The organism is Flavobacterium sp. KMS (genome assembly GCF_000813005.1).
GTDB lineage: Bacteria > Bacteroidota > Bacteroidia > Flavobacteriales > Flavobacteriaceae > Flavobacterium.
In genome coordinates this window covers 119,122-144,886 of sequence record NZ_JSYP01000005.1, presented here as the reverse complement: position 1 = coordinate 144,886, position 25,765 = coordinate 119,122, and the positions used below count along the sequence as shown (strand labels likewise).

At 32.3% G+C, this 25,765-nt stretch carries 22 protein-coding genes; 6 read left to right on the top strand and 16 right to left on the bottom strand.

All coding sequences use genetic code 11. The features are described 5' to 3' along the window. Nucleotides 1–49 precede the first annotated feature (49 nt). Both OA93_RS07440 and OA93_RS07435 read left to right on the top strand, forming a co-directional pair. The gene (locus tag OA93_RS07440) at nt 50–517 is read left to right on the top strand and encodes a thioredoxin family protein (protein WP_039112508.1); all 468 of its coding nucleotides are present in this window, start codon (nt 50–52) and stop codon (nt 515–517) included. A 254-nt stretch (nt 518–771) separates the two neighbouring features. Further along, on the top strand, nt 772–1,227 hold the full coding sequence (locus OA93_RS07435) for a hypothetical protein (RefSeq protein WP_039112507.1): 456 nt from the start codon (nt 772–774) through the stop codon (nt 1,225–1,227). A gap of 141 nt (nt 1,228–1,368) precedes the next feature. Here the strand turns inward: OA93_RS07435 and OA93_RS07430 are convergent, their stop codons facing one another. From OA93_RS07430 to surE, 5 genes are all read right to left on the bottom strand, one after another. After that, nucleotides 1,369–3,405: a ComEC/Rec2 family competence protein gene (locus OA93_RS07430; RefSeq protein ID WP_039112506.1), complete on the bottom strand. Its 2,037-nt coding sequence runs from the start codon at nt 3,403–3,405 to the stop codon at nt 1,369–1,371. A 257-nt stretch (nt 3,406–3,662) separates the two neighbouring features. After that, nucleotides 3,663–4,145, bottom strand: coding sequence for a C40 family peptidase (locus OA93_RS07425; RefSeq protein ID WP_039112505.1), 483 nt, complete (start codon nt 4,143–4,145; stop codon nt 3,663–3,665). A gap of 24 nt (nt 4,146–4,169) precedes the next feature. After that, nucleotides 4,170–5,285, bottom strand: coding sequence for a lipid-A-disaccharide synthase (gene lpxB, locus OA93_RS07420; protein WP_039112504.1), 1,116 nt, complete (start codon nt 5,283–5,285; stop codon nt 4,170–4,172). Nucleotides 5,286–5,365: 80 nt separating this feature from the next. Then, nucleotides 5,366–5,659: a hypothetical protein gene (locus OA93_RS07415; protein WP_039112503.1), complete on the bottom strand. Its 294-nt coding sequence runs from the start codon at nt 5,657–5,659 to the stop codon at nt 5,366–5,368. Then, nucleotides 5,652–6,431, bottom strand: coding sequence for a 5'/3'-nucleotidase SurE (gene surE, locus OA93_RS07410; RefSeq protein ID WP_039112502.1), 780 nt, complete (start codon nt 6,429–6,431; stop codon nt 5,652–5,654). Before surE ends, OA93_RS07415 begins: the two co-directional genes overlap by 8 nt. Nucleotides 6,432–6,644: 213 nt before the next feature. Here surE and OA93_RS07405 point away from each other — a divergent pair, with 213 nt between their 5' ends. Together OA93_RS07405 and OA93_RS07400 are read left to right on the top strand one after the other, a co-directional pair. Beyond that, a complete protein-coding gene (locus OA93_RS07405; protein ID WP_039112501.1) occupies nt 6,645–8,834 on the top strand; it encodes a carboxy terminal-processing peptidase in 2,190 nt (729 codons plus the stop codon). 157 nt (nt 8,835–8,991) lie between these two features. After that, the gene (locus tag OA93_RS07400; RefSeq protein WP_039112500.1) at nt 8,992–9,819 is read left to right on the top strand and encodes a DNA/RNA non-specific endonuclease; all 828 of its coding nucleotides are present in this window, start codon (nt 8,992–8,994) and stop codon (nt 9,817–9,819) included. A 15-nt stretch (nt 9,820–9,834) separates the two neighbouring features. Here the strand turns inward: OA93_RS07400 and rodA are convergent, their stop codons facing one another. The 6 genes from rodA to purH form a co-directional block, all read right to left on the bottom strand. Continuing rightward, on the bottom strand, nt 9,835–11,070 hold the full coding sequence (gene rodA, locus OA93_RS07395; protein WP_039112499.1) for a rod shape-determining protein RodA: 1,236 nt from the start codon (nt 11,068–11,070) through the stop codon (nt 9,835–9,837). 18 nt (nt 11,071–11,088) lie between these two features. Further along, nucleotides 11,089–13,041: a penicillin-binding protein 2 gene (gene mrdA, locus OA93_RS07390; RefSeq protein WP_039112498.1), complete on the bottom strand. Its 1,953-nt coding sequence runs from the start codon at nt 13,039–13,041 to the stop codon at nt 11,089–11,091. Then, nucleotides 13,038–13,544 (bottom strand): rod shape-determining protein MreD, encoded by a 507-nt coding sequence (locus OA93_RS24455; RefSeq protein ID WP_082001792.1) that lies wholly within the window; start codon nt 13,542–13,544, stop codon nt 13,038–13,040. Before OA93_RS24455 ends, mrdA begins: the two co-directional genes overlap by 4 nt. Then, nucleotides 13,537–14,361: a rod shape-determining protein MreC gene (mreC, locus tag OA93_RS07385; RefSeq protein ID WP_039112497.1), complete on the bottom strand. Its 825-nt coding sequence runs from the start codon at nt 14,359–14,361 to the stop codon at nt 13,537–13,539. The genes OA93_RS24455 and mreC overlap by 8 nt, the downstream gene beginning before the upstream one ends. A 107-nt stretch (nt 14,362–14,468) precedes the next feature. Next, entirely contained in the window at nt 14,469–15,497 is a 1,029-nt protein-coding gene (locus tag OA93_RS07380; protein WP_007804822.1) for a rod shape-determining protein, read from the bottom strand. A 54-nt stretch (nt 15,498–15,551) separates the two neighbouring features. Beyond that, complete coding sequence (gene purH, locus OA93_RS07375; RefSeq protein WP_039112496.1) at nt 15,552–17,078, bottom strand: bifunctional phosphoribosylaminoimidazolecarboxamide formyltransferase/IMP cyclohydrolase; 1,527 nt, start codon at nt 17,076–17,078, stop codon at nt 15,552–15,554. A gap of 165 nt (nt 17,079–17,243) precedes the next feature. Between purH and OA93_RS07370 the strand changes: the two genes are divergently transcribed. Next, the gene (locus tag OA93_RS07370) at nt 17,244–18,494 is read left to right on the top strand and encodes an ABC transporter permease (protein ID WP_039112495.1); all 1,251 of its coding nucleotides are present in this window, start codon (nt 17,244–17,246) and stop codon (nt 18,492–18,494) included. Nucleotides 18,495–18,876: 382 nt separating this feature from the next. On the opposite strand, the gene OA93_RS07365 is transcribed toward OA93_RS07370, so the two are convergent. The 4 genes from OA93_RS07365 to OA93_RS07350 form a co-directional block, all read right to left on the bottom strand. Continuing rightward, nucleotides 18,877–19,521 (bottom strand): hypothetical protein, encoded by a 645-nt coding sequence (locus tag OA93_RS07365; protein WP_039112494.1) that lies wholly within the window; start codon nt 19,519–19,521, stop codon nt 18,877–18,879. Nucleotides 19,522–19,603: 82 nt separating this feature from the next. Continuing rightward, nucleotides 19,604–20,458, bottom strand: a complete 855-nt coding sequence (accD, locus tag OA93_RS07360) for an acetyl-CoA carboxylase, carboxyltransferase subunit beta (RefSeq protein ID WP_035621709.1) — start codon at nt 20,456–20,458, stop codon at nt 19,604–19,606. Between the two features lie 124 nt (nt 20,459–20,582). Further along, the gene (gene fbaA / locus OA93_RS07355; protein ID WP_039112566.1) at nt 20,583–21,650 is read right to left on the bottom strand and encodes a class II fructose-bisphosphate aldolase; all 1,068 of its coding nucleotides are present in this window, start codon (nt 21,648–21,650) and stop codon (nt 20,583–20,585) included. Nucleotides 21,651–21,709: 59 nt separating this feature from the next. Further along, nucleotides 21,710–24,268 (bottom strand): BamA/TamA family outer membrane protein, encoded by a 2,559-nt coding sequence (locus OA93_RS07350; RefSeq protein ID WP_082001791.1) that lies wholly within the window; start codon nt 24,266–24,268, stop codon nt 21,710–21,712. A 37-nt stretch (nt 24,269–24,305) separates the two neighbouring features. Between OA93_RS07350 and OA93_RS07345 the strand changes: the two genes are divergently transcribed. After that, the gene (locus OA93_RS07345; RefSeq protein ID WP_039112493.1) at nt 24,306–25,034 is read left to right on the top strand and encodes an RNA methyltransferase; all 729 of its coding nucleotides are present in this window, start codon (nt 24,306–24,308) and stop codon (nt 25,032–25,034) included. 10 nt (nt 25,035–25,044) lie between these two features. On the opposite strand, the gene OA93_RS07340 is transcribed toward OA93_RS07345, so the two are convergent. Then, the gene (locus tag OA93_RS07340) at nt 25,045–25,764 is read right to left on the bottom strand and encodes a porin family protein (RefSeq protein WP_039112492.1); all 720 of its coding nucleotides are present in this window, start codon (nt 25,762–25,764) and stop codon (nt 25,045–25,047) included. Nucleotide 25,765: the final 1 nt, after the last annotated feature.

Here is a 25,765-nt window from a genome sequence, read left to right as displayed (position 1 = left end):
TATTTTCTAGTTCATTTTTTCCTTAAATTTGAAAAAAAATAAAAACAAGATGAAAAAGATATTTATTGCATTGTTACTTATGTTAGGTTCTTTTGCTGTTGAAGCACAAGAATTAAAATGGTATACAGATGTAAAAGAAGCAATTGCTGTAAGTAACAAAGAGAAAAAACCAATGTTGTTGTTCTTTACTGGTAGCGATTGGTGTGGATGGTGTATTCGTTTGCAAAGTGAAGTTTTAAAAACACCTGAGTTTAACAAATGGGCAAAGGATAATGTTGTTTTGGTTGAATTAGATTTCCCTAGAAGAACACCACAAACTCCAGAGGTTAAAGCTCAGAACAACGAGTTGCAACAGGTTTTTGGAATTCAGGGTTTTCCAACCGTTTATTTTACTAAAGCGGAGAACAAAGACGGAAAAGTTAATTTTCAAGGGCTTGGTACTACAGGATATGTAGCTGGCGGACCTACGGCTTGGCTTGCTGTTGCAGACGGGATAGTTAATCCGGTTAAGAAATAATTAAATGATTTAGATAGTTTCTAGTAACTATCAATAAATAAAAGAAGCTCTTTTCGTTTTATACGGAAAGAGCTTTTTGCTGTTTATAAGGTAATTCATTTGGTTTTTGGATTCTGAATATTGGTTTTTTATTGGATGTTTAAAATATTAGTTATAAAAAAACATAAAATATATTTTTAGTTATAAAATAATTTGGATAATTAAAATTAAATGTTAATTTCGTTTACCTTAACTAACCAAAAACCAAATTTAATATGATGAAAAAACTACTTGTATCCCTGTTTTTTTTAGGATTTATTACAATGCAATCGCAGAATTTAGTTTGGAAAACAAATATTAATGACGCTATTGAATTAAGTAACCAATTGAAAAAACCAATGTTGATTTTGTTTACTGCAAATAATTTAGCCGATAACTTACAAAACGAAATAATGAGAACGCTGGACTTCGCACTTTGGTCTAGAGATAATGTTGTTTTAGTAAAATTAGATTTATCCGATAGTCAAATTTCAGATAGTGACAAAGAACAGAATATTAGGCTTAAAAATGCTTTTGGAGTTCAGGATCTACCTGAGATTTGTTTTGCGAATGCTGTAGTCAGAAAAAATAAAACTACTTTTCAGGCACTGGGTAAAATGGCTTATAGTGGAGGCGGAGTAAAAGCTTGGATTTCGGAGTCGAATGCGCTTTTGCATCCTAGTGAATTTTAAATATTACTTTAAAAGAAGTTATAATCCTGATAAAGATTAAAAAAAGCCAACCATATAAGTTATGTGAGTTCATTTAAGAGTGCCATTTGAATCTTATATTTTCTTAAATTCTTATATGGTTAAAACAATAATGTTACTATATTAATTCAATTTATAGAATCCTTTTTCATTAGTAGAATGAAAAGGGATTTTTTCTTTTAGGCACGTTTTCTTCCAATAGTGCTGAATCGATTTATAGTTTGTACCATCAGCAATAACCATTTTGGGTTGTGTGTTTTTTAATAGCCTTTCTAGATTTATTTTTGATGATTGTGTAATCATTATAATATCTGGTTTTATTCCTTTAGGATATATGCCTGTACTATCTATAATCAGAATTTTATTTTTATTGAAGTAAGCAATGTTTTGAAGCTTTTCTCTTTTTGCTAACTTTCCAAAATTACCTACCAAATAAGATGTCAATGAGTAATTGTTAGTGATACTATTAGAGGAAGTGTCTGTAGTAAATAATTGTACATTGTTGCCTTTTCGTTCTGTAACCTGCGAATTTCTGGATACATTATAAACGATCCATTCTTCTTGAATTTCTGTGTCTTTTCTGTTTACTATAAAAGTAATTTGTAATAAGATTAATGAAGTCAAAGTGAATGCTAACTTTGTAAAAGTTGGTTTCTTGAACCAAATAGTTGCGGTAATGATTAATAAAAAAGAACTAATTAATAGATAAGTGTTAAACGAGATATCTCGAATAATAAAGCTTTCGAATGAAGCAATACTATTTATGATTTTGTTTAAATAGAATATACTTTTCTCCAGTAATTGGACAAGAATTAACGGAGTAACATCAAATGCTGCTAAAACCATTACTATAATTCCTAATATCATTATAACGCTTAAAAATGGTATGATTACAATATTGGCAACAAAGAATAATCCTGGAAACTGGTGGAAGTAATATAGGCATAGTGGTAAAGTACCTATTTGAGCTGCAAAAGATACTGTCAAGGCATTCCATATTGCAGTTGTGAATTTATGCTTTGGTTTCCAGATTGTTTTTAATCTTGGCTGCAGCCAAATAATAAAAAATAAAGCCAAGTAGCTTAATTGGAAACCAACATCAAATAAAAAAGCGGGCTCAAAAAGCAGTAACAATAATATAGAAACTAATAGTGTATGATAAATGTTTACACTTCTCCTTAAATGATTTCCTAAGGCCACAAATGAAAACATTACCACAGATCGTAATACTGAAGGTGAAAACCCTGAAATAACAGCAAAAGAGAATAAAGAAACTATTAGTGCTATAAGTTTTATCAGCGAGCCTTTTTTAGTATTAGGAATCGGTTTTAAGAGATAAGTTATAAAGATTAATATATAGCCAACATGAAGACCAGAAACGGACAAAATATGAGTTACTCCTGCATATTGATAGTCTTTGATGATTTCGGGCGTAATATCTTGCTGCTGGCCTAAAATTAAAGCCAGAGCAACATTCATTTCGGTTTTATTAAAATTGTTCTTCTCTAGATTCTTTATTATGTTTGTTCGCATTCGAGCTGCATAATACCAAATGCTTTTCTCGATTTTAGAACTAATAGCAATATCATTGTTTTGTACATACAATTGCGCATAGATATGTTTGTTATTTAAATATTTACTATAATCAAACTGGTTGGGGTTTTTGGGAGCGCTATTTTTAGATAAAAGACCTTTTGCCCGAATACAATTTCCGATTTCTAGACTTAATCCTGTGCTGTCCTTTTTTATGTTAAGTATTATTTTGCCAGAAGCAGGTTTTTGATCAATTTGGTTTACGCTGGCAATATACCTGTCGCTGTAATTGTTGCTTTTTAATTTCTCACTAATTATACAATCTATTAAATGTGGTTTATCATAGATGCCTTCATAATTAGAGTAATTGTTTTTTTGGAGTGATTCGGTATGAAGAGTTTGAGTTGTTATACCAATGCAACATGCTAATAAATAGGTTGCAATGCCAAAGTAAGCTGTTTTCTTTGGTTTTATAGTTGAGAAATAATAAAAGCCACAAAAAAGTAGTGTTACTGTACCAAGGGATACAAACGTAAAAGTTAAGGAAAGACTTAAATAATAAGCCAGCAAAATGCCTATTATAAAACTAATTGTAATTCTTACCAATGGAAATTGTAGTACTTTCATGTAGCTAAAATACAACAATTTTGTAAGAAATAACTTTAATTAAAAAAAATGAAAATCTGAATTAATGATTATAAAACTTAGTCAAATTTTTGAACTTTGACTAAGTTAATTGTCATCCTGCTTCTTAATTTGAAAAGTTTTGTTTAAACCTTTGTCAAAGTTTTTTGAACTTTGGCAAAGGTAATTGCGTGAGTAACCTAACACAAACCTAACAGGTTTGTGTTAGGGAAAAAATATAGATTTAATTTACTTCTTGGTTATTCTATAACGCGATTTACTTGCGCATAGGAATCACGATAATATGGCTCTTTTGTTGATGAAATAATTACGCCTTTGGAAGTAGAGGAATGTATGAATTTAATTTCGTCATTATTAATTTCGACAATTAACCCGACATGATTTATTTGAGAACTTCTATTGGTTTTAAAAAATATTAAATCTCCTTTTTTAGCTTTATTTCGATTAATAACTTCTCCAACTTTAGACTGTTCGTATGAAGATCTGGGTAATTTAATGTTTTCAGAATTGAATGTTGTAAATACCAAACCAGAACAATCGTAACCTTTATTTGTTGTTCCGCCAGCTTTGTAGCGCACACCAATATTTTCGGAAGCTGTATAAATTAAATCTTTAACAACTGCTTTTGGATTGTCTTCTTTTTTAGTGGTAGTAACAGACGATGTCGATTTACAAGATGCAAATAACAGTAATAAGGCTAGTATGGATAATATGTTTTTCAAGACAATGTTTTTTAAGCCGATGGACTATTTTTGTAAATCGGCTACGATTAATTTTGCCGTTTTTTCACTGGCACCAATTCCTCCAAGTTTTTCTTCTAATAAATCATAATTATGCAAAAGTGTTTTGCGGTAATTAGGTTCAAGTATTTTATTTAATTCTTCATTAATTCGTTTAGGAGTGCAATCATCTTGAATAAGTTCGGTAACTACTTCTTTATCCATAATTAAATTTACCAACGAAATATATTTAAGCGTAATAATACGTTTTGCGATTTGGTATGATGCCCAACTACCTTTGTAGCAAACTACTTCGGGAACCTTAAAAAGTGCCGTTTCCAGAGTTGCCGTTCCTGATGTAACTAAAGCTGCTGTAGAAGATTGCAATAGAGCATATGTTTTATTTGATACAAACTTTATGTTCTCGTTAGTAATAAAGTGTTGGTAGAAAGAATAATCCTGACTAGGAGCGCCAGCAATAACAAACTGATACTCTTTAAAATCATTTACAACGCTTAGCATAACCGAAAGCATTTTGGTAATTTCCTGTTTGCGACTTCCTGGTAATATGGCAATAATAGGTTTATCGCTTAAATTATTTTCTTTTCGGAATGTCGTTTCGTCAAATGAAGGCTGGTTATGAATAGCATCAATTAGTGGGTGTCCAACAAATTCTACTGGAAAATGATGTTTGTCTTCGTAAAAACTTTTTTCGAAAGGTAAGATTACAAACATCTTATCGATATCGTGTTTAATACTTGTAATACGACTTTCTTTCCAAGCCCAAATTTGTGGAGAAATATAATAATGAGTTTTATAATTCAGTGCTTTTGCCCATTTTGCAATACGCATATTAAAACCAGGATAATCGATAAAAATTAATACATCTGGTTTAAATTGTGAGATGTCTTTTTTGCAAAAAGAAATATTACTTAGTATTGTTTTTAAATTAAAGATAACTTCAATAAAACCCATAAAAGCGAGCTCACGGTAATGTTTTACCAATGTTCCGCCAGTTTTTTGCATTAAGTCACCTCCCCAAAAACGAATATCGGCGTTTGGGTCTTCTTTATATAAGGCTTTCATCAAATTTGAACCATGTAAATCGCCTGAGGCTTCTCCTGCAATAATGTAGTATTTCATGTTTTTGTTTTTGCGAATGGTAGTTATCTAAGTTGTCATTAAATTGAGAATGACAATTTCTTTATAATTGCAAAGATAAATTAAATTAATAAAGTGAGAAGTGCTAATATGATAACAGCCAAAACAACACCTCTTGCTCTAAATTCTTTGTTTTGTTTTAAAAATACACCAAATGCTACTAAGGATAAAATAGAACCCAGAGTAATTACTTTGCCCAGATATCCGTAATTTTTGATGATTCGGATGCTTTCCATTCCGTTCGAAACATCAAAATCAGTAAGTAAAGTTAGAAAGAGAAAGCTTCCTAATAAAGAAGCCATCAGTCCTATGATAAAACCTATAAGTAAATCTTTTTTATTTCTTGAATTATTCATTCCATTTCCATGTATTAAGTTGTTGCATTGTATGATGAGCCGTTAAGTCAAATTGTACAGGTACTACAGATATGTAACCATTTTCTAATGCCCATTCATCAGTATCTTCGCCTTTATCCTGGTTTACAAATTCGCCCGAAAGCCAGTAGTAATCTTTACCAGATGGGGTTTTTCTCTTATCGAATTTTTCCATCCATTGTGCTTTCGCTTGACGACAAATTTTAATTCCCTTGATTTCATTCTCTTTTAATTTCGGAAAGTTCACGTTTAAAACTACTCCTTCAGGTAATTTGTTTTCTAGAGTTTCAAGAGTGATTTTTTTGATAAAAGATTTTATGCTTTCAAAATCTGCATTCCAGTCATAATCTAATAAGGAGAAGCCTATTGCAGGAATTCCTTCGATACCAGCTTCAACAGCTGCACTCATAGTTCCTGAATATATTATATTTATAGAGGAGTTTGATCCGTGGTTTACTCCCGAAACACATAAATCTGGTTTGCGTTTTAGAATTTCGTTTACTGCTAGTTTTACACAATCTACCGGAGTTCCAGAACAGCTGTATTCTGTAACTAAATCTCCTTCTTTAGATAATTTATTTAGGTATAAAGTACTGTTTATAGTGATGGCATGACCCATTGCGCTTTGTGGTTTGTCTGGCGCTACAACTACAACTTCGCCAATTTGAGACATTACACTAATTAAAGCTCTAATTCCGGGAGCCGAAACGCCATCGTCATTAGTTACTAAGATCAAAGGTTTTTTTGAATTCATTTTGTAAAATATAAAGGAAAAATTAGGTATGTAGGGTTTTTATTAGCAAATGTAGTAACTGGTTTTCTTAAAATAGTAACAAAATATCTTAAATTTGCGAACTTCGCGCTTTTAATTAATTGAAAGAAAAACTATATTTATATCTTTAACAAAAAATTATACGACTCGTACTTTGTTGGCATAGTTTTTACCGTAAATTAGATTAAAAAATTGATGAATGCTATTATTAAATTTATGAAACGAAATTATAAAATTATCCTAGCCGTTATTTGTTTATCTGCTACATTGTTTGCATTTAAAATTAATAGCGATAAAGGTATAGACCCAGACCCGAATAAAGATAAGATGCTTTTGGAATTACTTGCCTTTGTAATCGAGAAAGGACATTATAATCCTCCTGTTATGAACGATGAGTTTTCTAAAGGAGTTTATAAGGATTATATCGAAGCATTGGATCCATCCAAAAGATTTTTCTTGCAAGCAGATATCGATGAATTTTCTAGATATGAGTTGCAATTAGATGATCAATTTGTAAATAAAGATTTAACTTTCTTTAATCTTACTTATGCGCGTTTGATGAAAAGAATGGAAGAGGGAAAAAAGAGATACAAACTTATTTTAGCTCATCCGTTTAACTATAAAGTAAACGAAACTTTTAGTACAGATTACGAGCATTCGCCTTACGCAAAAACTCCTGCCGAATTGGTAGAGAAGTGGAGAAAACAAATTAAGTTATCTACACTATCTTCTCTTGTAACCAAAGAGAATATCGAAGACGAAAAGAAAGTAAAAGACCCAGCTTATAAAGCAAAAACATTTGAGGCTTTAGAAAAAGAAACTAGAGATAATTCATTAAAATCATTAGATGAATATTTTGGTTTTATTAAAGATTTAGATAGAAGTGATTGGTTTTCAGTTTATGTAAACTCTATCATGGCTCGTTTTGATCCACATACAAGTTATTTTGCACCAGAAGAAAAAGAACGTTTTGACGTTAATATCAGTGGTAAACTTGAAGGTATTGGTGCTAAGCTGCAAAAGAAAAATGACTTTACTGAAATTTCAGAACTTATTTCAGGCGGACCAGCTTGGAGAGGTAAAGAATTAGAAGCAGGTGATTTAATTATAAAAGTAGGACAGGGGACTGATGAACCTGTAGATGTTGTGGGTATGCGTCTTGACGATGTAGTTAAGAAAATCAAAGGACATAAAGGAACAGAAGTTCGCCTTACAGTTAAAAAAGTAGACGGAACTATTAAAGTAATTTCTATCATCAGAGATATTGTAGAGATAGAAGAAACGTATGCTAAATCTAGTATTGTAGATAAAAACGGATTGAAATATGGTGTAATTTATTTGCCTAAATTCTATATCGATTTTGAAAACAAAGATGGTAGAGATGCAGGAAAAGATATTGCTCTAGAGGTTGAAAGACTTAAAAAAGAGAATGTAAACGGTATTATTCTGGATGTTCGTGATGACGGTGGAGGATCTTTATCTACAGTTGTTGACATTGCTGGATTATTTATTGAGCAAGGTCCTATAGTGCAGATTAAATCTGCTGGTAGAAAAAAAGAAGTTCTTTACGATCGTGATAAAAAGATAGAGTGGGATGGACCTTTAGTAATTATGGTAAACGGTTTCTCTGCTTCGGCTTCAGAAATTCTTGCTGCTGCAATTCAGGATTACAAAAGAGGAGTTATTATTGGTAGTAAACAAACGTACGGTAAAGGTACAGTTCAAAATGTTATCGATTTAAATCAGTTTGTTCGTAGTAGTGATTTTGGAGATTTAGGAGCTTTAAAAATTACAACTCAAAAGTTTTATAGAATCAATGGTGGATCTACACAACTAGAAGGTGTGCGTAGTGATATTGTTGCACCAGATCGTTATGCTTACTTAAAAATGGGTGAGCGTGATATTGATAATGCTATGCCATGGGATAAAATAGATCCAGCAGAATATAGTGTTTGGAATAATGGTTCTAATTTTAACCAAGCTATTGCAAATAGTAAAATGCGTATCGCACAAAATCCTCAATTCCAATTAATAGAGGATAATGCAAAATGGATTGATACTAAAAGTAAAGAGAATACGTATAGCTTGAATATAGATGATTTCAAGAAAACTCAAACAGAGGTAGAGGCAGAAGCTAAAAAATATAAACCAATTACGGATTATAAAAATAACTTACAGTTTACTTCGTTACCATACGAAACTGCAGAGATGGCCAAAGATCCTTCTTTAAAAGAGAAAAGAGAAAGCTGGCATCAAGCTTTAGCAAAAGATATATATGTAGAAGAAGCTATAAATGTATTAGATGATTTACAGTCTAAAAGTGGTGCAAGGCAATCTTCGATTCCTGGTAAATCAAAGAAAGACAAGCTAGCTTCTAAATTATAGCGCTTAGTAAAAGCATTAAATTTTTAGTTAATTAATAAAATGCTCCAAAAATCATCATGATTTTTGGAGCATTTTTTATTGGATTCATTTAGTTAACTTTGGATTTGTGTTTTTGTAAAATGATGCGAGCACTATTTAAGGTTTTAATAATGATTTTATGGTAATTGTAAAAAGAGTTTTGTTAGTTGGTTTTGCAGTTGTATTTCTTTCTTCTTGCAAAAAGGATTCAGGAAGTGGTAGCAATAGTTCTGATTCTAATGTAAAAGATAGTTTAAAGGGTGAAACAGCTTTATATAAAGACGATAATACGGAGTTTGATTACTTGCCTGCTTCTACAACAAATCAAATCGTAAAACATGATTATTACACGCTTTCGTATAATGAAAAGTTTGAACAAGCAGAATGGGTTGCTTACGAGTTAAAGAAAAGCTATATCAAGAATAATGATTTTAAAAGGCCTTATTTTAATGAAGACCCAAAAGTAACTACAGGCTCTGCGGATTGGCGTAATTACAAAAAATCGGGTTATGATAAAGGGCACCTTTGTCCAGCCGGAGATATGGAGTTTGATAAAAAGGCGTATGAAGATACTTTTTTAACCTCGAATATTTCACCACAAATACACGAATTTAATGACGGAGTTTGGAATAGGCTAGAGCAAAAAGTACGTTATTGGGCTGTAAAATATGATGATATTTATGTGGTAACTGGCGGAGTTCTTACCGACTCGAATACTACAATTGGAAAAGAAAAAGTGCTAGTGCCTAAATATTTCTATAAAGTACTATTAGACGAGTCTAATGGAAAATACAAAATGATTGCATTTTTAGTTCCAAATGAAAAAAGTGAAAGACCTTTGTACGAGTTTGTAGTTTCGGTAGATAGTATCGAAAAATTAACAGGCATAGATTTCTTTCCCCATCTAGATGATAAAATAGAGGATAGTTTAGAGAAAAATAAAGATTATAAAGCTTGGGCTTTTTAGTTTATTTGGTTGAAGCTACCACTCATTTACTTTATTAGCATCCATTTTTAGGAAGATAAATAGCAAAATGGTGAATCCCCATAATCCTGAACCTCCATAAGAGAAGAAAGGAAGTGGAACCCCAATAGTTGGAAAAATACCAATAACCATGGCAATATTTACAAAAAAGTGAATAAACAAAATACTAGCAACACAGTATCCATATACGCGGCTAAATTTTGTTTTTTGCCTTTCGGCTAAATAAATAACTCTTAAAAATAGTCCAACAAATAAGGCGATGACTACTATAGAACCTGCAAATCCCCATTCTTCTCCTACCGTAGTAAAGATGTAATCGGTATGTTGCTCAGGTACAAATCCTCCTTTGGTTTGGGTTCCCTCTAAGAAACCTTTACCTATCCATCCGCCAGATCCAATCGCAATTTCAGATTGATTGGTATTGTATCCAATACCTTTCATATCGACTGTTTTTCCTAATAAGATATTAAAACGGTCTCGGTGATGTTGCTTAAAGACATTGTCAAAAACGTAATCTACAGATAAAACGAAGCCAGATATAAGTGCAAGTAATATACCACTTAAAATGAAATTCCTATCTACAGCCCTGCTTTTAAAGTGCATTATAAGGAGAACCAATATGGATATGAGTATTACGTATTCTGGTTCTAAAACAAGAGTTAATACAAATAAAAGTATTGCTATAAAGCCAGTCCATATATACCAGGAAGGAAGACCTTCGCGATATAATACGATTAAAAAGATACAGTATATTAAGGCACTTCCTGGATCGGGTTGAGGAAGAATTAATATTACAGGTAAAAAAACAATTGCAAGGGCTTGTATTTGCCTGTTAACGTCTTTTAGGTTTATTTGTGTATCACTTAAGTATTTTGCTAATGCAAGTGCAGTTGCAGATTTAGTAAACTCTGATGGTTGTAAAGTAAAACTTCCTATGGCATACCAACAACGCTGTCCTGCTATGGTTTTTCCGAAAAAGAATAATCCGACGAGTGATAATAAGGCAACTCCAAAAATGATACTGGCATATTTTTCATAGAATTTACCATCTACAAAAAGTACCACAAAAATTAAAGGGATAGTAAGCAAAATAAAAATCAGCTGTTTCTCAGAAGTACCATCAGTAGAGGATAGAGAAGATGAGTATATGTTTAACCATCCCATTACCACTAATGCGATATAGATGATTACACTTATCCAGTCAATATTATTTTTTACACTTTGATTTTTCATCAGGAATGAATCTCTTTATTAGTTTTTTTGAGTTGTATCTACTTTTGTTGTTTTAACTTCTTTAGGTTTAGGCTTGTTCATTTTTGCTCTCATAACAGAATCTTTAGGTGTAGTTTCTATTAAACTAGCTTCAGTCATTCCTCCTAATTTTGCATATTGGTCTTTCAAGCTTGTGTTTAGAATGCGAATTTCTAAATCGTTTCTTGTGATTTTTTTACGAAGGTATTTCTCAATCATTAAACTGGCTATAGGTCCTGCAATTGTTGCTCCAAATCCTCCGTTTTCGATCATTACTGCTATCGCAATTTTCGGATTGTCTTTTGGTGCAAATGCCACAAATATAGAATGGTCTTTAAGTTGTGTTCTTTTGCCATTGATTTTAGCAAAATTCTCAGCAGTACCCGTTTTTCCACAAATGTCAATCCCTTCAACACGTAACCTACTAGCAGTTCCTAGGTTGTAAACATCAAATAATCCGCTGATTATAGGAGGGAAATATTTTTTGTCTATCGTAGTTTCGTGTTTAGTCGTGAATTTAGGGTCTATTTTTTCTCCCTCAATTTTTTTAATGATATGAGGTGTGTAGTAATGACCTTGATTGGCTATTGTAGCCATCATATTTGCTAACTGAATTGGGGTCATTAAAACTTCACCTTGACCTATCGAGTTGGATACAATTGTTGTACTTCTCCAGCCTCCGTTAGGATAAATTTTCTTATATGTTTTAGAGGTTGGTATATTTCCTTTTTTACCTGTTGGTAAATCATATCCCATAAACTGACCTAGACCAAAGCTTTTTACGTGGTTGCTCCATATGTCAACTGCGTAAGCAGGATTGTTGTATTTGTTTATGGTAAGCATGTAAGTCTGGGCGAAATAAGTATTACATGAATTGTAAATACCATTATGTAACTGTTGGTTTGGTGCGTGGCTATGACATTTCATAAAACGACCTCTTCCATAACTGAATCCATGGTGACAAAAAAACGTCGTGTTTTCGTTTATTACTTGTTCCTGTAAACCAATTAAACCTGTTAGGATTTTAAATGGTGAACCTGGAGGATATTCGGCTAATAATCCACGATCGTATAATGGTTTTGCAATTGAATCATGATACAATAAAGTATAGTTTTTAGAACGTTGTCTACCAACTAAAATACCAGGATCATAAGATGGGGCAGTAACTAAAGCTAAGATTTCGCCAGTTTTAGGTTCTAAAGCTACAATCCCACCACGTTTGTTAATCATTAACTCTTCTCCGTATTTTTGAAGTTCAGCATCAATCGTTAGGTTGATGTCTTCTCCTTGTACGGCGATTGTGTCATATTTTCCGTCTTTATAGGAACCTATTTCTCTATTGTATTTGTCTTTTTGAATATATTTTACACCTTTAATTCCGCGTAAAACATCTTCATAGCTTTCTTCTACACCTTGTTTCCCAATTAAATCTCCACTGTTGTAATAAGGGTTTTTGGAAACTAATTTTTCATTTACCTGAGTAATAAAACCAAAAATGTTAGCGCCATAATCGACTTCATAATCACGTAACGATCTTTTTTGGAAATAGAAACCTTCAAATTTTCTGATTTTCTCTTGAAAAGCAGCAAATTCACTTTTGTTTAACTGTGCTAAAAATACAGATGGTAATCGAGGGCTATATACTTTAGCCTTCTCGATTTTTTTTATAAAATCTTCTTTGGTAACATTCAAGAGTTGACAAAATTCTAAGGTATCTATGTTTTTTATCTCTCTAGGGATAACCATAATATCATAAGATGCCTGATTAGCAACTAATAATTTACCGTATCTATCGTATATATAACCTCTTTCGGGATAGTCGTATTTTATCTTTATAGCATTATTCTCTGATTTAAGTTTAAAAGAATCGTCTATAATTTGTAAATAGAATATGCGAATTACTAGCAAAGATGCTGCAATGATTATTAAAGAGGGCAGCAGAACTTTTCTCATCTTCTGTTGGGCTTAATAAGATATATTATTATGATACAGGTTATAATGGTAAATATGGTACTGAATAATGTACGAAGTAAAACATCTAAAATGAAGTTAAACTGGAAAGCCTCCAATGTAAACAGTATTATATGATGTAATAATACCGATACTAATAAAAACGAGAATCGTTCAGGGGTTAAAGAATCGTTTAATTTTATAGTTTGGTATTCGTAACTCAATCCAAATGAAAATTTAAATATATAAGGTCTGTAATAGGCAAGAATTAAACAAGCTGTTGCGTGTATTCCTCCCGAATTACAAAACATATCCATTACAAGGCCGAGTAAAAAGCTAGATACTATAAGACCAGATTTGTTTCCGTTTACAGGAAATAATATGATATAAAGTATGTAAGGAAACGGACTTATATAGCCAAGGAAGTTCATGTTATTAAAAATAATAATCTGAACTGCCAATAGCAGGATAAATCGAGAAATATTGATTAACAACGCGCTATTCATCTTTTTCTCTTTTTTCTAATTTAATAAGCTCTTCTCTATCTCTACTTTTGATAATATATACATGTCCTAAATTTGTCATGTCATTAAATAATTTGACATTGATTGTATAATAATTTGTTTCCTTAGATGTGTATATATTCTCTACAGTACCAATTCCAATATTTTCAGGGAAAATTACCGATTGACCACCAGTTACAATAGTGTCTCCTTTACGTACAGAAGCCAGTCTGGGAACATCTATTAACTGAACAAAACCAGTGCTTTTTCCATTCCAGATTAAAGAACCAAAATGATTTGATTTCTTTATTTTGGCATTAATCTGTGATTTGATATTAAGAATGCTTACAACAGTAGCGTATCTTGGAGATGTATTATCTACAATACCTATAATTCCTAAACTATTAATTACTCCCATATCAGGTTTAACTCCTTCATTAGAACCAGAGTTTATGGTAATGTAGTTTTCATGTACATTATAAGAGTTATGTATCACTTTCGAAACGATAATATCGGCAGGTTTAACGCCTTTAATGCTGTCTGGAAGAGGTAATTTGGTAGTGTCTTCTGCATTAAATAAAAGACTTTTTAGTCTTGCGTTTTCAAGAACCAATTCGTCGTTTTCTTTTCTTAAATTCAAATACTCATTTACGCTGTTTATTTTTTCGTAAACACCACCGCTCAAGAAATTAGCAGAACTAATAACTCTACTTTTATGAAAAGAATGAGATTGAATGGAGAGACCCAACGAAATACCTAAAAGCAGCAAAAACAGTAACCGATTACTGTTTCTTATAATAAAATTAAATATCTGCTGCATTTCTTGCTTGGTTATTTTGTTTCAGGATATGCTTTAAGTTTCAAAATTCCTTCAGAGCTAAGTTTTATAAATTTTAGCTCTGAGGAAATATATAATAATTGTTTATCTTATTTGATTAAGATACTTTTAAATTTTGCAATGTTTTTAAGTGCCATTCCAGTTCCACGAACTACAGCTCTTAATGGATCTTCAGCAATGTAAACAGGTAAATCTGTTTTTTGCGAAATTCTTTTATCAAGACCTCTTAACATAGATCCTCCACCTGCAAGATAGATACCTGTATTGTAAATATCGGCTGCTAATTCTGGAGGTGTTTGAGATAATGTTTCCATTACAGCATCTTCAATTCGTTGAATTGATTTGTCTAATGCTTTAGCAATTTCACGGTAAGAAACATCTACTTGTTTTGGTTTACCAGTAAGTAAATCTCTACCTTGAACTGACATATCTTCTGGAGGTCCATCTAAATCTTCGATAGCGGCTCCAATTTGAATTTTTATTTTTTCTGCAGTACTTTCTCCAACAAATAAGTTGTGTTGTGTACGCATGTAATAAACGATATCATTTGTAAAAACGTCACCAGCAATTTTTACCGATTTGTCACATACAATTCCACCTAATGCAATTACTGCAATTTCAGTTGTTCCACCACCGATATCAACAATCATGTTTCCTTTTGGTTGCATAATATCGATACCAATACCAATTGCCGCAGCCATTGGTTCGTGAATCAAATAAACTTCTTTACCATTTACTCTTTCGCACGATTCTTTTACTGCACGCATCTCTACTTCAGTAATTCCAGAAGGAATACATACCACCATACGTAATGCAGGAGTAAACATTCTCTTTTTTAATGCAGGAATACTTTTGATGAACATATTGATCATTTTCTCAGAAGCATCAAAGTCGGCGATAACCCCGTCTTTAAGTGGCCTTATGGTCTTTATGTTTTCATGGGTTTTACCTTGCATCATATTGGCTTCCTTACCAACAGCAATGATTTTGCCTGATATTCTATCACGTGCCACGATTGAAGGACTGTCAATAACGACTTTATCATTATGTATGATTAAAGTGTTTGCGGTACCAAGGTCTATCGCAATATCCTCGGTCATGAAATCAAAAAATCCCATAAGTTTTTTAGGGGTTTAAAAGTTATAAATTAGTAACGCACAAAGTTAAACAAATTAATGTTTAAAATGACGCGTTCCTGTAAATACCATTGCAACTTTATTTTCATTGCAATAATTTATGCTTAATTCGTCTTTTATTGATCCACCTGGCTGAATTACAGCTGTAATTCCTGCTTTTTTGGCTAATTCTACACAATCCGGAAAAGGGAAAAATGCGTCACTTGCCATCGAAGCTCCATTTAAATCAAATCCAAATGCTTTTGCTTTGTCAATTGCTTGAACCAAAGCGTCTACTCGAGAGGTTTGTCCCGTTCCAGATGAAATTAAAGTTCCGTTTTTTGCAAATACGATTGTATTCGATTTTGTGTTCTTACAAATCTTTGAAGCGAATATTAAATCTTCTACTTCTTGCTCTGTAGGTGCAGTAATTGTAACGGTTCTTAAATGCGCTTTATTGTCGGTAATATTATTTTTATCTTGAACTAAAAGCCCGTTTAGACATGTTCTCACTTGTCTTGTAGGTAATTCTACCTCATTTTGAACCAATATAATTCTGTTTTTCTTTTCTTCTAAAACTGTAATTGCTTCATTGTCATAACTTGGAGCGATTACTACTTCGCAAAATAATTTATTTATTTCTTGAGCTGTAGCTAAATCAATTTTTGTGTTAGAAATTAAAACTCCACCAAATGCAGATGTTGGATCGCAAGCCAAAGCTGCTAAATAAGCTTCGTTAATGTTTTTTCTTGTAGCTAAACCACAAGCGTTATTGTGTTTTAAAATTGCAAACGTAGGTCCGTCAGTTTTAAATTCTGCAATTAAGTTTACAGCAGCATCTACATCAAGTAAGTTGTTGTACGATAATTCTTTTCCGTGTAGTTTTTTGAACATTGCGTCAAAATCTCCAAAGAAAAATCCTTTTTGATGTGGATTTTCACCATATCGTAATACTTGTCCGTCAGCAATACTTTCTTTGTAAATAGTATCGTCAGTATTAAAATAGTTGAAAATTGCAGTATCATAATGAGATGAAACATGAAATGCTTTTGTAGCAAGTAATCTTCTGTTCTCAAGAGTTGTTGCTCCGTTTTGTTCTGTAATTAAATCCAACAATAAGCTGTACTCATTTACCGAAGCCACAATAGTAGTGTCTTTAAAGTTTTTTGCAGCAGCACGGATTAATGAAATTCCACCAATATCAATTTTCTCGATAATATCTGTTTCACTAGCTCCAGAAGCAACTGTTTTTTCGAATGGGTATAAATCAACAATTACTAAATCAATTTGAGGAATATCAAATTCCTTCATTTGTTGTACATCACTTTCGTTATCTTGACGGTTTAAGATTCCACCAAAAATTTTCGGGTGTAAAGTCTTAACTCGTCCACCAAGAATTTCAGGAAAAGAAGTTATGTCTTCTACAGGAACTACAGGAATTCCTAAGTTTTTAATAAAGTCTTCCGTTCCTCCAGTAGAGTAAAGTGTTACTTTTTGTTCGTGTAGTTTTCTTACAATTGGTTCAAGCCCATCTTTGGAAAAGACTGAAATTAATGCCGATTGAATAGTTTTTGTTGTGCTCATTGTGTAGTTATAATTATGAAGGTGCAAAAATAGTTTTTTTTTGATTATAAAAATCATCATTTTATGTAACATTCTCTTAAAAAATCCTACCTATGAGTAAGTGAATTTTTATTAGGTTTTTGACTAAAATTTATTGAATTTTACTTTAATGTAAATTTAAAATCTATGCTGCTTTATCTTCGATTATTAAAAGAAAGTTTTGGTTTTGCGATGAATGCCTTACGTAGTAACAAACTAAGAACATTGTTGTCTTTGTTGGGAGTTACCATTGGTATTTTCTCAATCATCGCAGTACTCGCAGCTGTAGATTCTTTGAATAGAAAAATTACTAAGGATTTAAGTAGCTTAGATAAAAATACGATTTATTTAATGAAGTTTCCTTTTGGTCCATCAGATATTCCGCAATGGAAAAGAGAACAATTTCCAAACGTAAAATATGATGAATATACTTATCTGAAAAATTCTCTTACAAATACAAATCAAGTAGGGTATCAGCTTTTTGTTAAACGTGAAAGTTTAAAATACGATTCTAAAACAGTTAGTGATGTAAATGTAGTTCCAGTTTCATATGAATTTATGGAAATCGAAGGTTTGGATTTTGAGAAAGGTCGTTTTTATAACGAATCAGAATCAAATTCTGGAACACCAGTTATAGTTTTAGGACATGATATAGCCGAGGGGCTTTTTGGAGATGAAGAACCTATCGGAAAAAATATTCGTTTGTACGGGCAACGTTTCACTGTTATAGGTGTTGTGAAAAAGCAAGGAGCAGGTTTGTTTGGAGATAGTAATGATACATCAGTGTTTTTTCCAGCAAATTTTTTACGTCGTATGTATGGTGATAATAATGATGGGATGACTCCGGTAATTGTATTGAAGCCTGAAAAAGGAATTGATATGGATGCATATAAAGCCGAAGTATCGCAGAAATTAAGAGCCGTTAGAGGTTTGAAAGCGGGACAAATCGATAATTTCTTTGTTAATGTGTTTTCAGGATTTACAGATTTTATAGATGGAATTATCGGACAGATGAATATGATGGGTTGGATAATAAGCGGATTCTCTCTTCTTGTTGGTGGTTTCGGGATTGCTAATATTATGTTTGTTTCGGTAAAAGAACGAACGAATCTTATCGGAATTCAGAAGTCTTTGGGGGCAAAAAATAGATTTATCATGTTTCAGTTTTTGTTTGAGGCAATTATTCTTTCAGTAATTGGCGGAGCAATCGGGTTGATCTTGGTTTGGTTAATTTCTGTAATCCTTACGAAAGCGCTAGATTTTGAGTTTGTACTCGGAATGGGAAATATTCTTCTGGGAACTGGGCTTGCAGCATTAATTGGATTAATCGCTGGGATTCTTCCCGCAATATCTGCTTCCAAATTAGATCCTGTTGAAGCGATTAGAACTGGGATGTAGCTTTTTTGAGGTTCAAAGGCTCAAAGGATAAAGATTCAAAGGTTTTCTGTAGAGACGCACCGCAGTGCGTCTATGCAATATTGGTTTGTTTATAGTAATCTTAAACTTGTTTTTCTTTCTGACGCAGGAAGAACCTTCGTGAGTAGCTCGACAATTTAAGATCAAGTTTGTGTTAGTTTCTTGTTGAGACCCTTCGTTCCTCAGGGTGACAAGATTGGAGAGAAAGGAGTAGAAGTTTAAGGGTGTGCCGTAGTATCTCTACACAATATAGGCCTGTCATAATATAATCAGATGTCAGATTGAGGTGAAGTCTCTCAACTTCGTACTCATACCAATAGGTTATTTATCATCGTTGTTGCTGCAAAGTTGGATGGTTATAGCTTTAGTCTTTGATTTTGTAATTAGGGAATTTGATTTTTGTTTTGTCCCACTTTATGTCTTCTGAATCATAATACTTATTGTTTTTCTTGTACTTCAGTACAGTGTCTTCTTCTTGAGTGGTTCTTCTGATATGATAAAAATCACGGCCTTTAGTAAAAGATTCTAGAGTTTTTCGTAAATCGAAAAAAGCCTTAGATTTTAATGTGTCAGTTTCTGAAGCAATAAAAGTTATATTTCGAAAGTCATCTTTGTAATTCAATTTTATAAAATCATAGATGTTTTTATTTGGTATTTCGATTAAATCTTTAGGTTGTAGATTTATAAAATGAGGAATCGTATCAGCTGTTTCTGTGCCGCAAATAAATCCTATGTCGTTTCTTTGGAAATAATATATTTTTGAATCAGTATCAATAATAAAAGTATTTGTTCCGTAAACTAACCATCCTGGTATTGTTGAATTTGAAGGTGGAGGAGGAAGAGGTGGAATGTTTTTTATCTCCTGCTTGTTTTCTTGTTTGCTTGAAGGCTTAGGTTTGTTCTCTTGAGAGATAATATAAGGCTTGTTTGTGTCGACTTTCTTTTCTTCTTTCTTGGTGCAATTAAAAAGGAATAAGCAAGTAATAAAACCGATAAAAGCACTTTTCATATAATAGTATTTGAAATAAAGATATAAAAAAATCCCATTTGCCGTAGCGAATGGGATTTTGGTATTTTTAGAAGTTTGTAAACTATCTAATTGTATTGTTTTGAATCAAATCGATATACAAGTTTATCTTGTCTTTCAATTCTTTTCTAGGCGTTATAAAGTCTAAAAAGCCATGTTCTAAAAGGAATTCAGCAGTTTGGAAACCTTCAGGTAAATCTTTTCCTGTAGTATCTCTTACAACTCTAGGTCCTGCAAATCCAATTAAAGCACCAGGCTCAGAAATATTAATATCTCCTAACATAGCATAAGAAGCAGTTGTTCCTCCTGTTGTTGGGTCTGTACATAAAGAAATATATGGTAATCCAGCTTCGGCAAGCTGAGCAAGTTTAACAGATGTTTTGGCTAACTGCATCAAAGAGTAAGCTGCTTCCATCATACGTGCTCCACCAGATTTAGATATCATTACAAATGGTAATTTGTTTTTGATAGCATGATTAATTCCTCTAGCAATTTTTTCACCTACTACAGCTCCCATAGATCCACCAATAAAGGCAAAGTCCATACAGCAAATAACAAGTTCTTTTCCTTTAGATTTTCCCACTCCTGTACGCACAGCGTCTTTTAAGTGAGTTTTCTCCATTACATCTTTTAATCTTTCTGCATATTTTTTTGTATCCACAAAATGCAAAGGATCTTTAGATGTCATGTTTTTATCTAATTCAACAAACTCGTTGTTATCAAATAAAATCTCAAAATAGATTGCGCTTCCAATTCTAACATGGAAATCATCTTCTGGGCTCACAAATAAGTTACGAGCCAACTCATCAGCATCAATAATTTTTCCAGTTGGAGATTTGTACCAAAGTCCTTTTGGGACATCCATTTTGTCTTCGGTAGCAGTTGTAATCCCTTTTTCGTGTCTTTTAAACCAAGCCATTTTTTTTAATTTAGAATGTAGTCCCGATAGTTATCGGGATTAAAGTTTAGATTTTTCAATCTGATTCAAAATTTAGATTTCAGGCTTTTTAGAAGTCCGAAATCTAAATTACGAAATCTAAAATTTAAAGTGTATTTACGTTATTCAAGTCAGCAAAAGCTTGCTCAAGTCTTGTATTGAATGTTACTTCGCTTTCACGTACCCATTTTCTTGGGTCATAATATTTTTTGTTAGGAACATCAGCACCTTCTGGGTTACCAATTTGTGTTCTTAAATAGTCAATGTTTTTAACCATATAATCACGAATTCCTTCAGTATATGCAAATTGTAAATCTGTATCAATGTTCATTTTGATAACACCATATCCAATAGCTTCTCTAATTTCTTCAAGTGTAGAACCTGAACCTCCGTGGAAAACGAAATCTACTGGGTTATGACCAGTTTTGAATTTGTCTTGAACGAAATCTTGAGAATTTTTTAAGATTTTTGGAGTTAATTTTACGTTTCCTGGTTTGTAAACACCGTGAACGTTTCCAAAAGCTGCTGCAATTGTAAATTTAGGACTTACTTTAGATAATTCTTCGTAAGCATAAGCTACTTCTTCTGGTTGAGTATATAATTTTGAGCTATCAACATCAGAGTTGTCAACACCGTCTTCTTCACCACCTGTAATACCAAGCTCGATTTCAAGAGTCATTCCCATTTTGCTCATTCTAGCTAAATAACCTTTGCAAATTTCGATGTTTTCTTCGATAGGCTCTTCAGATAAGTCAATCATATGAGAACTGAATAAAGGTTTTCCTGTTTCTGCAAAATGTTTTTCAGAAGCATCTAGTAAACCATCAATCCAAGGTAATAATTTTTTTGCACAGTGGTCAGTATGTAAAATTACTGTTGCACCGTAAGCTTCTGCTAAAGTATGAATGTGTTTTGCTCCAGCGATTCCACCAGCGATTGCTGATTTTTCGTTAGCATTAGATAATCCTTTTCCAGCGTTAAATTGTGCTCCACCGTTAGAAAATTGAATAATAACTGGCGCATTCAGTTTTGCTGCAGTTTCAAGAACTCCATTGATTGTACTTGATCCAGTAACGTTTACTGCAGGAAGTGCAAATCCTTTTTCTTTTGCATAATTAAAAATCTCTTGAACTTGATCCCCTGTTGCTACTCCTGGTTTAATATTGTGTGCCATTGTAATTCTTTTTAGTTGTTTTTTAGTTTTTAGGTTGCAAAAATAAGAATTAAATAGCATTAGAAAGGATAATTTATTCCAAAATTTAAAACTGAGTGTCCGAAATTGTAATCTCTGAACCAGCGTTTGTTCATTTCGTAAGCAGGATTATAGGTTTTAAATCCTAAGTCAAAACGGATTACGAAAAAACTCAAATCATAGCGAAACCCTATTCCTGTTCCTAGTGCGATGTCTTTAAGGTCGCTTAAGTTCTTAAATGTTGCTTTTTCATCCGTTACATTATCTAGTACATTCCAGATGTTTCCTGCATCTGCAAAAATAGCCCCTTTTAACTTCCCTAAAATCTTATATCTAAATTCACCGCTAATAGCGATTTTCATATTGGCTTCGTTAAAATCATTAACAGCTCCTGTGCTTCCTGGTCCTAATGAATAGGGTTGCCAGGCTCTATTGTCATTTGAACCTCCAGAATAGTAACTTCTTGAAAAAGGTACATAATCTGAATTACCAAAAGGAACAGCAATTCCAAAAAACGTTCGTACAGCAATTACTTTTTCTTTAGATAGATCCCAGTGTTTAATGTAGTCAAATTCGGTCTTTAAATATTCTGAATATTCTAAATTGAAAATTTCATAGTTCCCATTTGCATTTTTTTGCAAACTAGCAGCTTGAGAGATTAAAGAAAGTAATGATCCGGCAGTTTCGATTTTTGCTTTAAAAAGATAAAAGGTATTATCTAATAAATCTTTTTTTGTCGTTTTTGTGAATGTGTAATTAGATGCTAAGATAAAATCATTTTCCGTAAGTCTAATCCTTCTTTCTTCGATACTTTCTACCGATTGATAATCATCACTAGAGACAGGAATTGTTTTATCCAATACCTCTTTTGTAAATCCTGTTGTGCCCTCGTCTATTACTAAATCATTATTATCGTCAACAAATAGAGGCTTGTCGTTATAAGTGTATTCTTGTGAAATATCATTTAAAGCATTGTAAGAAGAACGATATACTCTGTAGTAATTTTGAGGATTTAAATTTCGCACATATTGAATGTTCAAAAGATCGACACGTGCAGTGTTATTTCTTTTTGGAGTCCAGTTATAGGTAAAAGCACCTGTAAAGTTTTCTTTATCAAGACCAATGTTTCGTTGTTTTGCAAAACCAGCAGTCATTACCGTAGACGGAATCATGCTTTTTGGAATGATTTTTTCAGTTCCAAAAGGCATTAATATCCTAGGTACATTCAGTTTAATGTCAATTCCATATTCAGAAGCATTAAAGAAAGTTCCATTTGGATTTGCTAAATCTTGTGAAGAACCAACATTAACACGGCCAGCTATTTCTAGTGTTTCGGCGCGATTAAAAACATTTCGAATTGTTTCAGAAAGACTAAATCCAATTCCGAAATCCTGAATATTCGAGTGTGTAACATCCAAAGTCGTTTGAAAACTATATTTTTTTCTAGGAGTTAAGTATATCTTGGCAATTAAAGATTGTGCAGTCGAATCTCTTTTGTCGACTTCATAATGGATAGACGGATAATTAAATATCTTTAAATTGTTTAAATATCGGGTTGTAAGAGTTGTTTTAAAATCAGCAAATGTGCTTCCTTTGGTGATAAAAATAGCATCAGTTATAGCGTAAGGCTTATATTTTAATTTCTTGTAACTGTATAAATTAAAATTTTTATAAGTAGTACTATCTTTAATTTCTAATTTGGCATTTGCAGCAGAATAGTCTGTGTATATGTTAACGTCGCTAATTTTGTAGATTTTAAAAGGCATAGTTCTACTAGAATCTTTGTCCTGATAACTATAATCTTTTATGATTAAATCGATATTAGCTTTGTTCTTTTTATTTATTGTGTCAATATTATAGGTAACATTGTTAGATTGAAAATAATATACACCGTGATTTCTAAAGTAAGTTGTTATACGGTTTTTCTCATCCTCTAAATCACTTGTTTTATATTGATTTCCAGATTTTAATACTGTGTTTTCAATGCTTTTGTTATATAAAGAATCTACATCAGGAGATGATATATTAGTACTGATAGTATCTAAGAGAAATGGTTGTCCTGTTGTAATGTTGTAACGAATCTTGGCTTTTTTTGCGGCTACACTATCAATTGTAAAAGCAGTTTTTACATTAAAATAACCATTGTGAAAATAATGATATTTTAAACGCGTAGCTGATTTTTTTACCTTACTAGTATCTATAATTACTGGCGGCTCACCTGTTGTTTTAAAAAACTCATTTATTCCTTTGTATAAAAAAGATTGTCCTAATCGGTCTACTTGTTTTGCAGATAATAATTTTGATAATCTTTCATATCTTTTAGGATTACTTTTGTATTTTGCCTGAAAAGTTGAATCTGGATTTGGATTGGCTAAGTTGTATAAGTTTAAGCGCAACTTGTATCCACCAATAAGCGTACTGTTAGGTTTTTGGTACAATTGGTTGGACACGCTTTCGTTATTAATAGGCTTGTCATTTACTATAATTTCATTCTTTGTAAGAAGCTTTTTGCCGTTAGGAACTCTTTTTACAGAATTACAAGCTGAAATAAATATTGCTATTAGAATAAATGCTGCTATTTTTGTGGAATTCTTTCTCAAGTGTTCTAAAATATTTAATTCAAAAGTACATTATTTTATGGTTAGTAAAAACCAAATCAAGCTTATATCGGGTTTACTTCAAAAAAAACAACGTTTTGCTAATCAATTGTTTTTTGCCGAAGGGGTAAAAGTAATTCAAGAATTGTTGCAATCCAACTTTGAACTGGAACACCTATATACTACTCAAAACGATTTTGAGACTGTTTTAGTCTCTAAGAAAACGTTAATTAGTGCACAAGAATTAAAAAAAATAAGTGCATTATCAACTCCTAATTCTTGTTTGGCGGTTTTTAAAATTCCTGCCGATAAAAAAATAATAGAATCTGGTTTAATCTTAGCTCTTGATGACATTCGTGATCCAGGAAACTTAGGGACTATTTTACGTCTTTGTGATTGGTTTGGAATTAAGCAATTGCTTTGTTCTAAAGAATCAGTAGATATTTATAATCCTAAAGTAGTTCAGGCTACAATGGGTTCAATTGCCAGGGTTAATGTAAATTATATTGATTTAAAAGCTTTTCTTGCTCAAACACCACTTCCTGTTTTTGGGACTTTTATGGACGGATCCAATATTTACCAAACAGATTTACCCCAAGAAGGGATAATTATAATGGGCAATGAAGCCAACGGAATTTCCGACGAAATCGAAAAAACTATCAAAAACAGACTAACTATTCCTAGATTTGGGGAACTTCAAAAAACCGAAAGTTTAAATGTGGCTACTGCAACCGCAATTATACTTAGTGAGTTTAAACGAAATAGCTAGTTATATAGTTTTAATGAAAAGTAAAGTTAATTAAAATTGCTCTTGATTTTATAGACTCAATATTTCCTGTCCAAGGACTATTTGGGTCTTTGTCACGTATTAACTCGTCATTAATACCAAATGAACCCCTGATAGAAGGAGAGAATATAAAATACTCTGAAAAGAAATCTATACCAAAACCTAATTCATAATTCATAGTCCAGGCTTTTACCCTAAAGCGTTGCTCTAAGTTGTCGTCTATAGATTTTGCGTTACTAGATAAGTTTAATGTTGTAGAAACTCCTCCAAGCAGGTAAGGACGTATGTTTCCAGTTCTTAGAGATGAAAATTTTAATAACAAAGGAAAATTGATGTAAGTACTACTTACTTCTCTTAAATAATCTGTCTTCGAAGTGAATTCGGGATCAGGAAAGTATAAATCTCTTTTTGTGTAATATAACCCAGGTTCAAAACGAAGGTTGATATATTCCATTAATCTTAAATCGGCTACAACCCCAACATTAAATCCAGTTGTTTTTTTTACCTGAATGTCTTGGTTTATTTTTTCATACGATTTATAGTCTATTTTGAAATCATAACTATTAAATCCGAGGTAATACCCAAAATAAAGGCGTTGTTTTTGCCAGGTTTCCAAATTGATAATAGGATCTTTACTAAACATACTTTTAGTAAATTGACTATATCCTTTTGTAGTCAGGGCAAGTAAAATTAAGATTACAGTTTTTTTCATA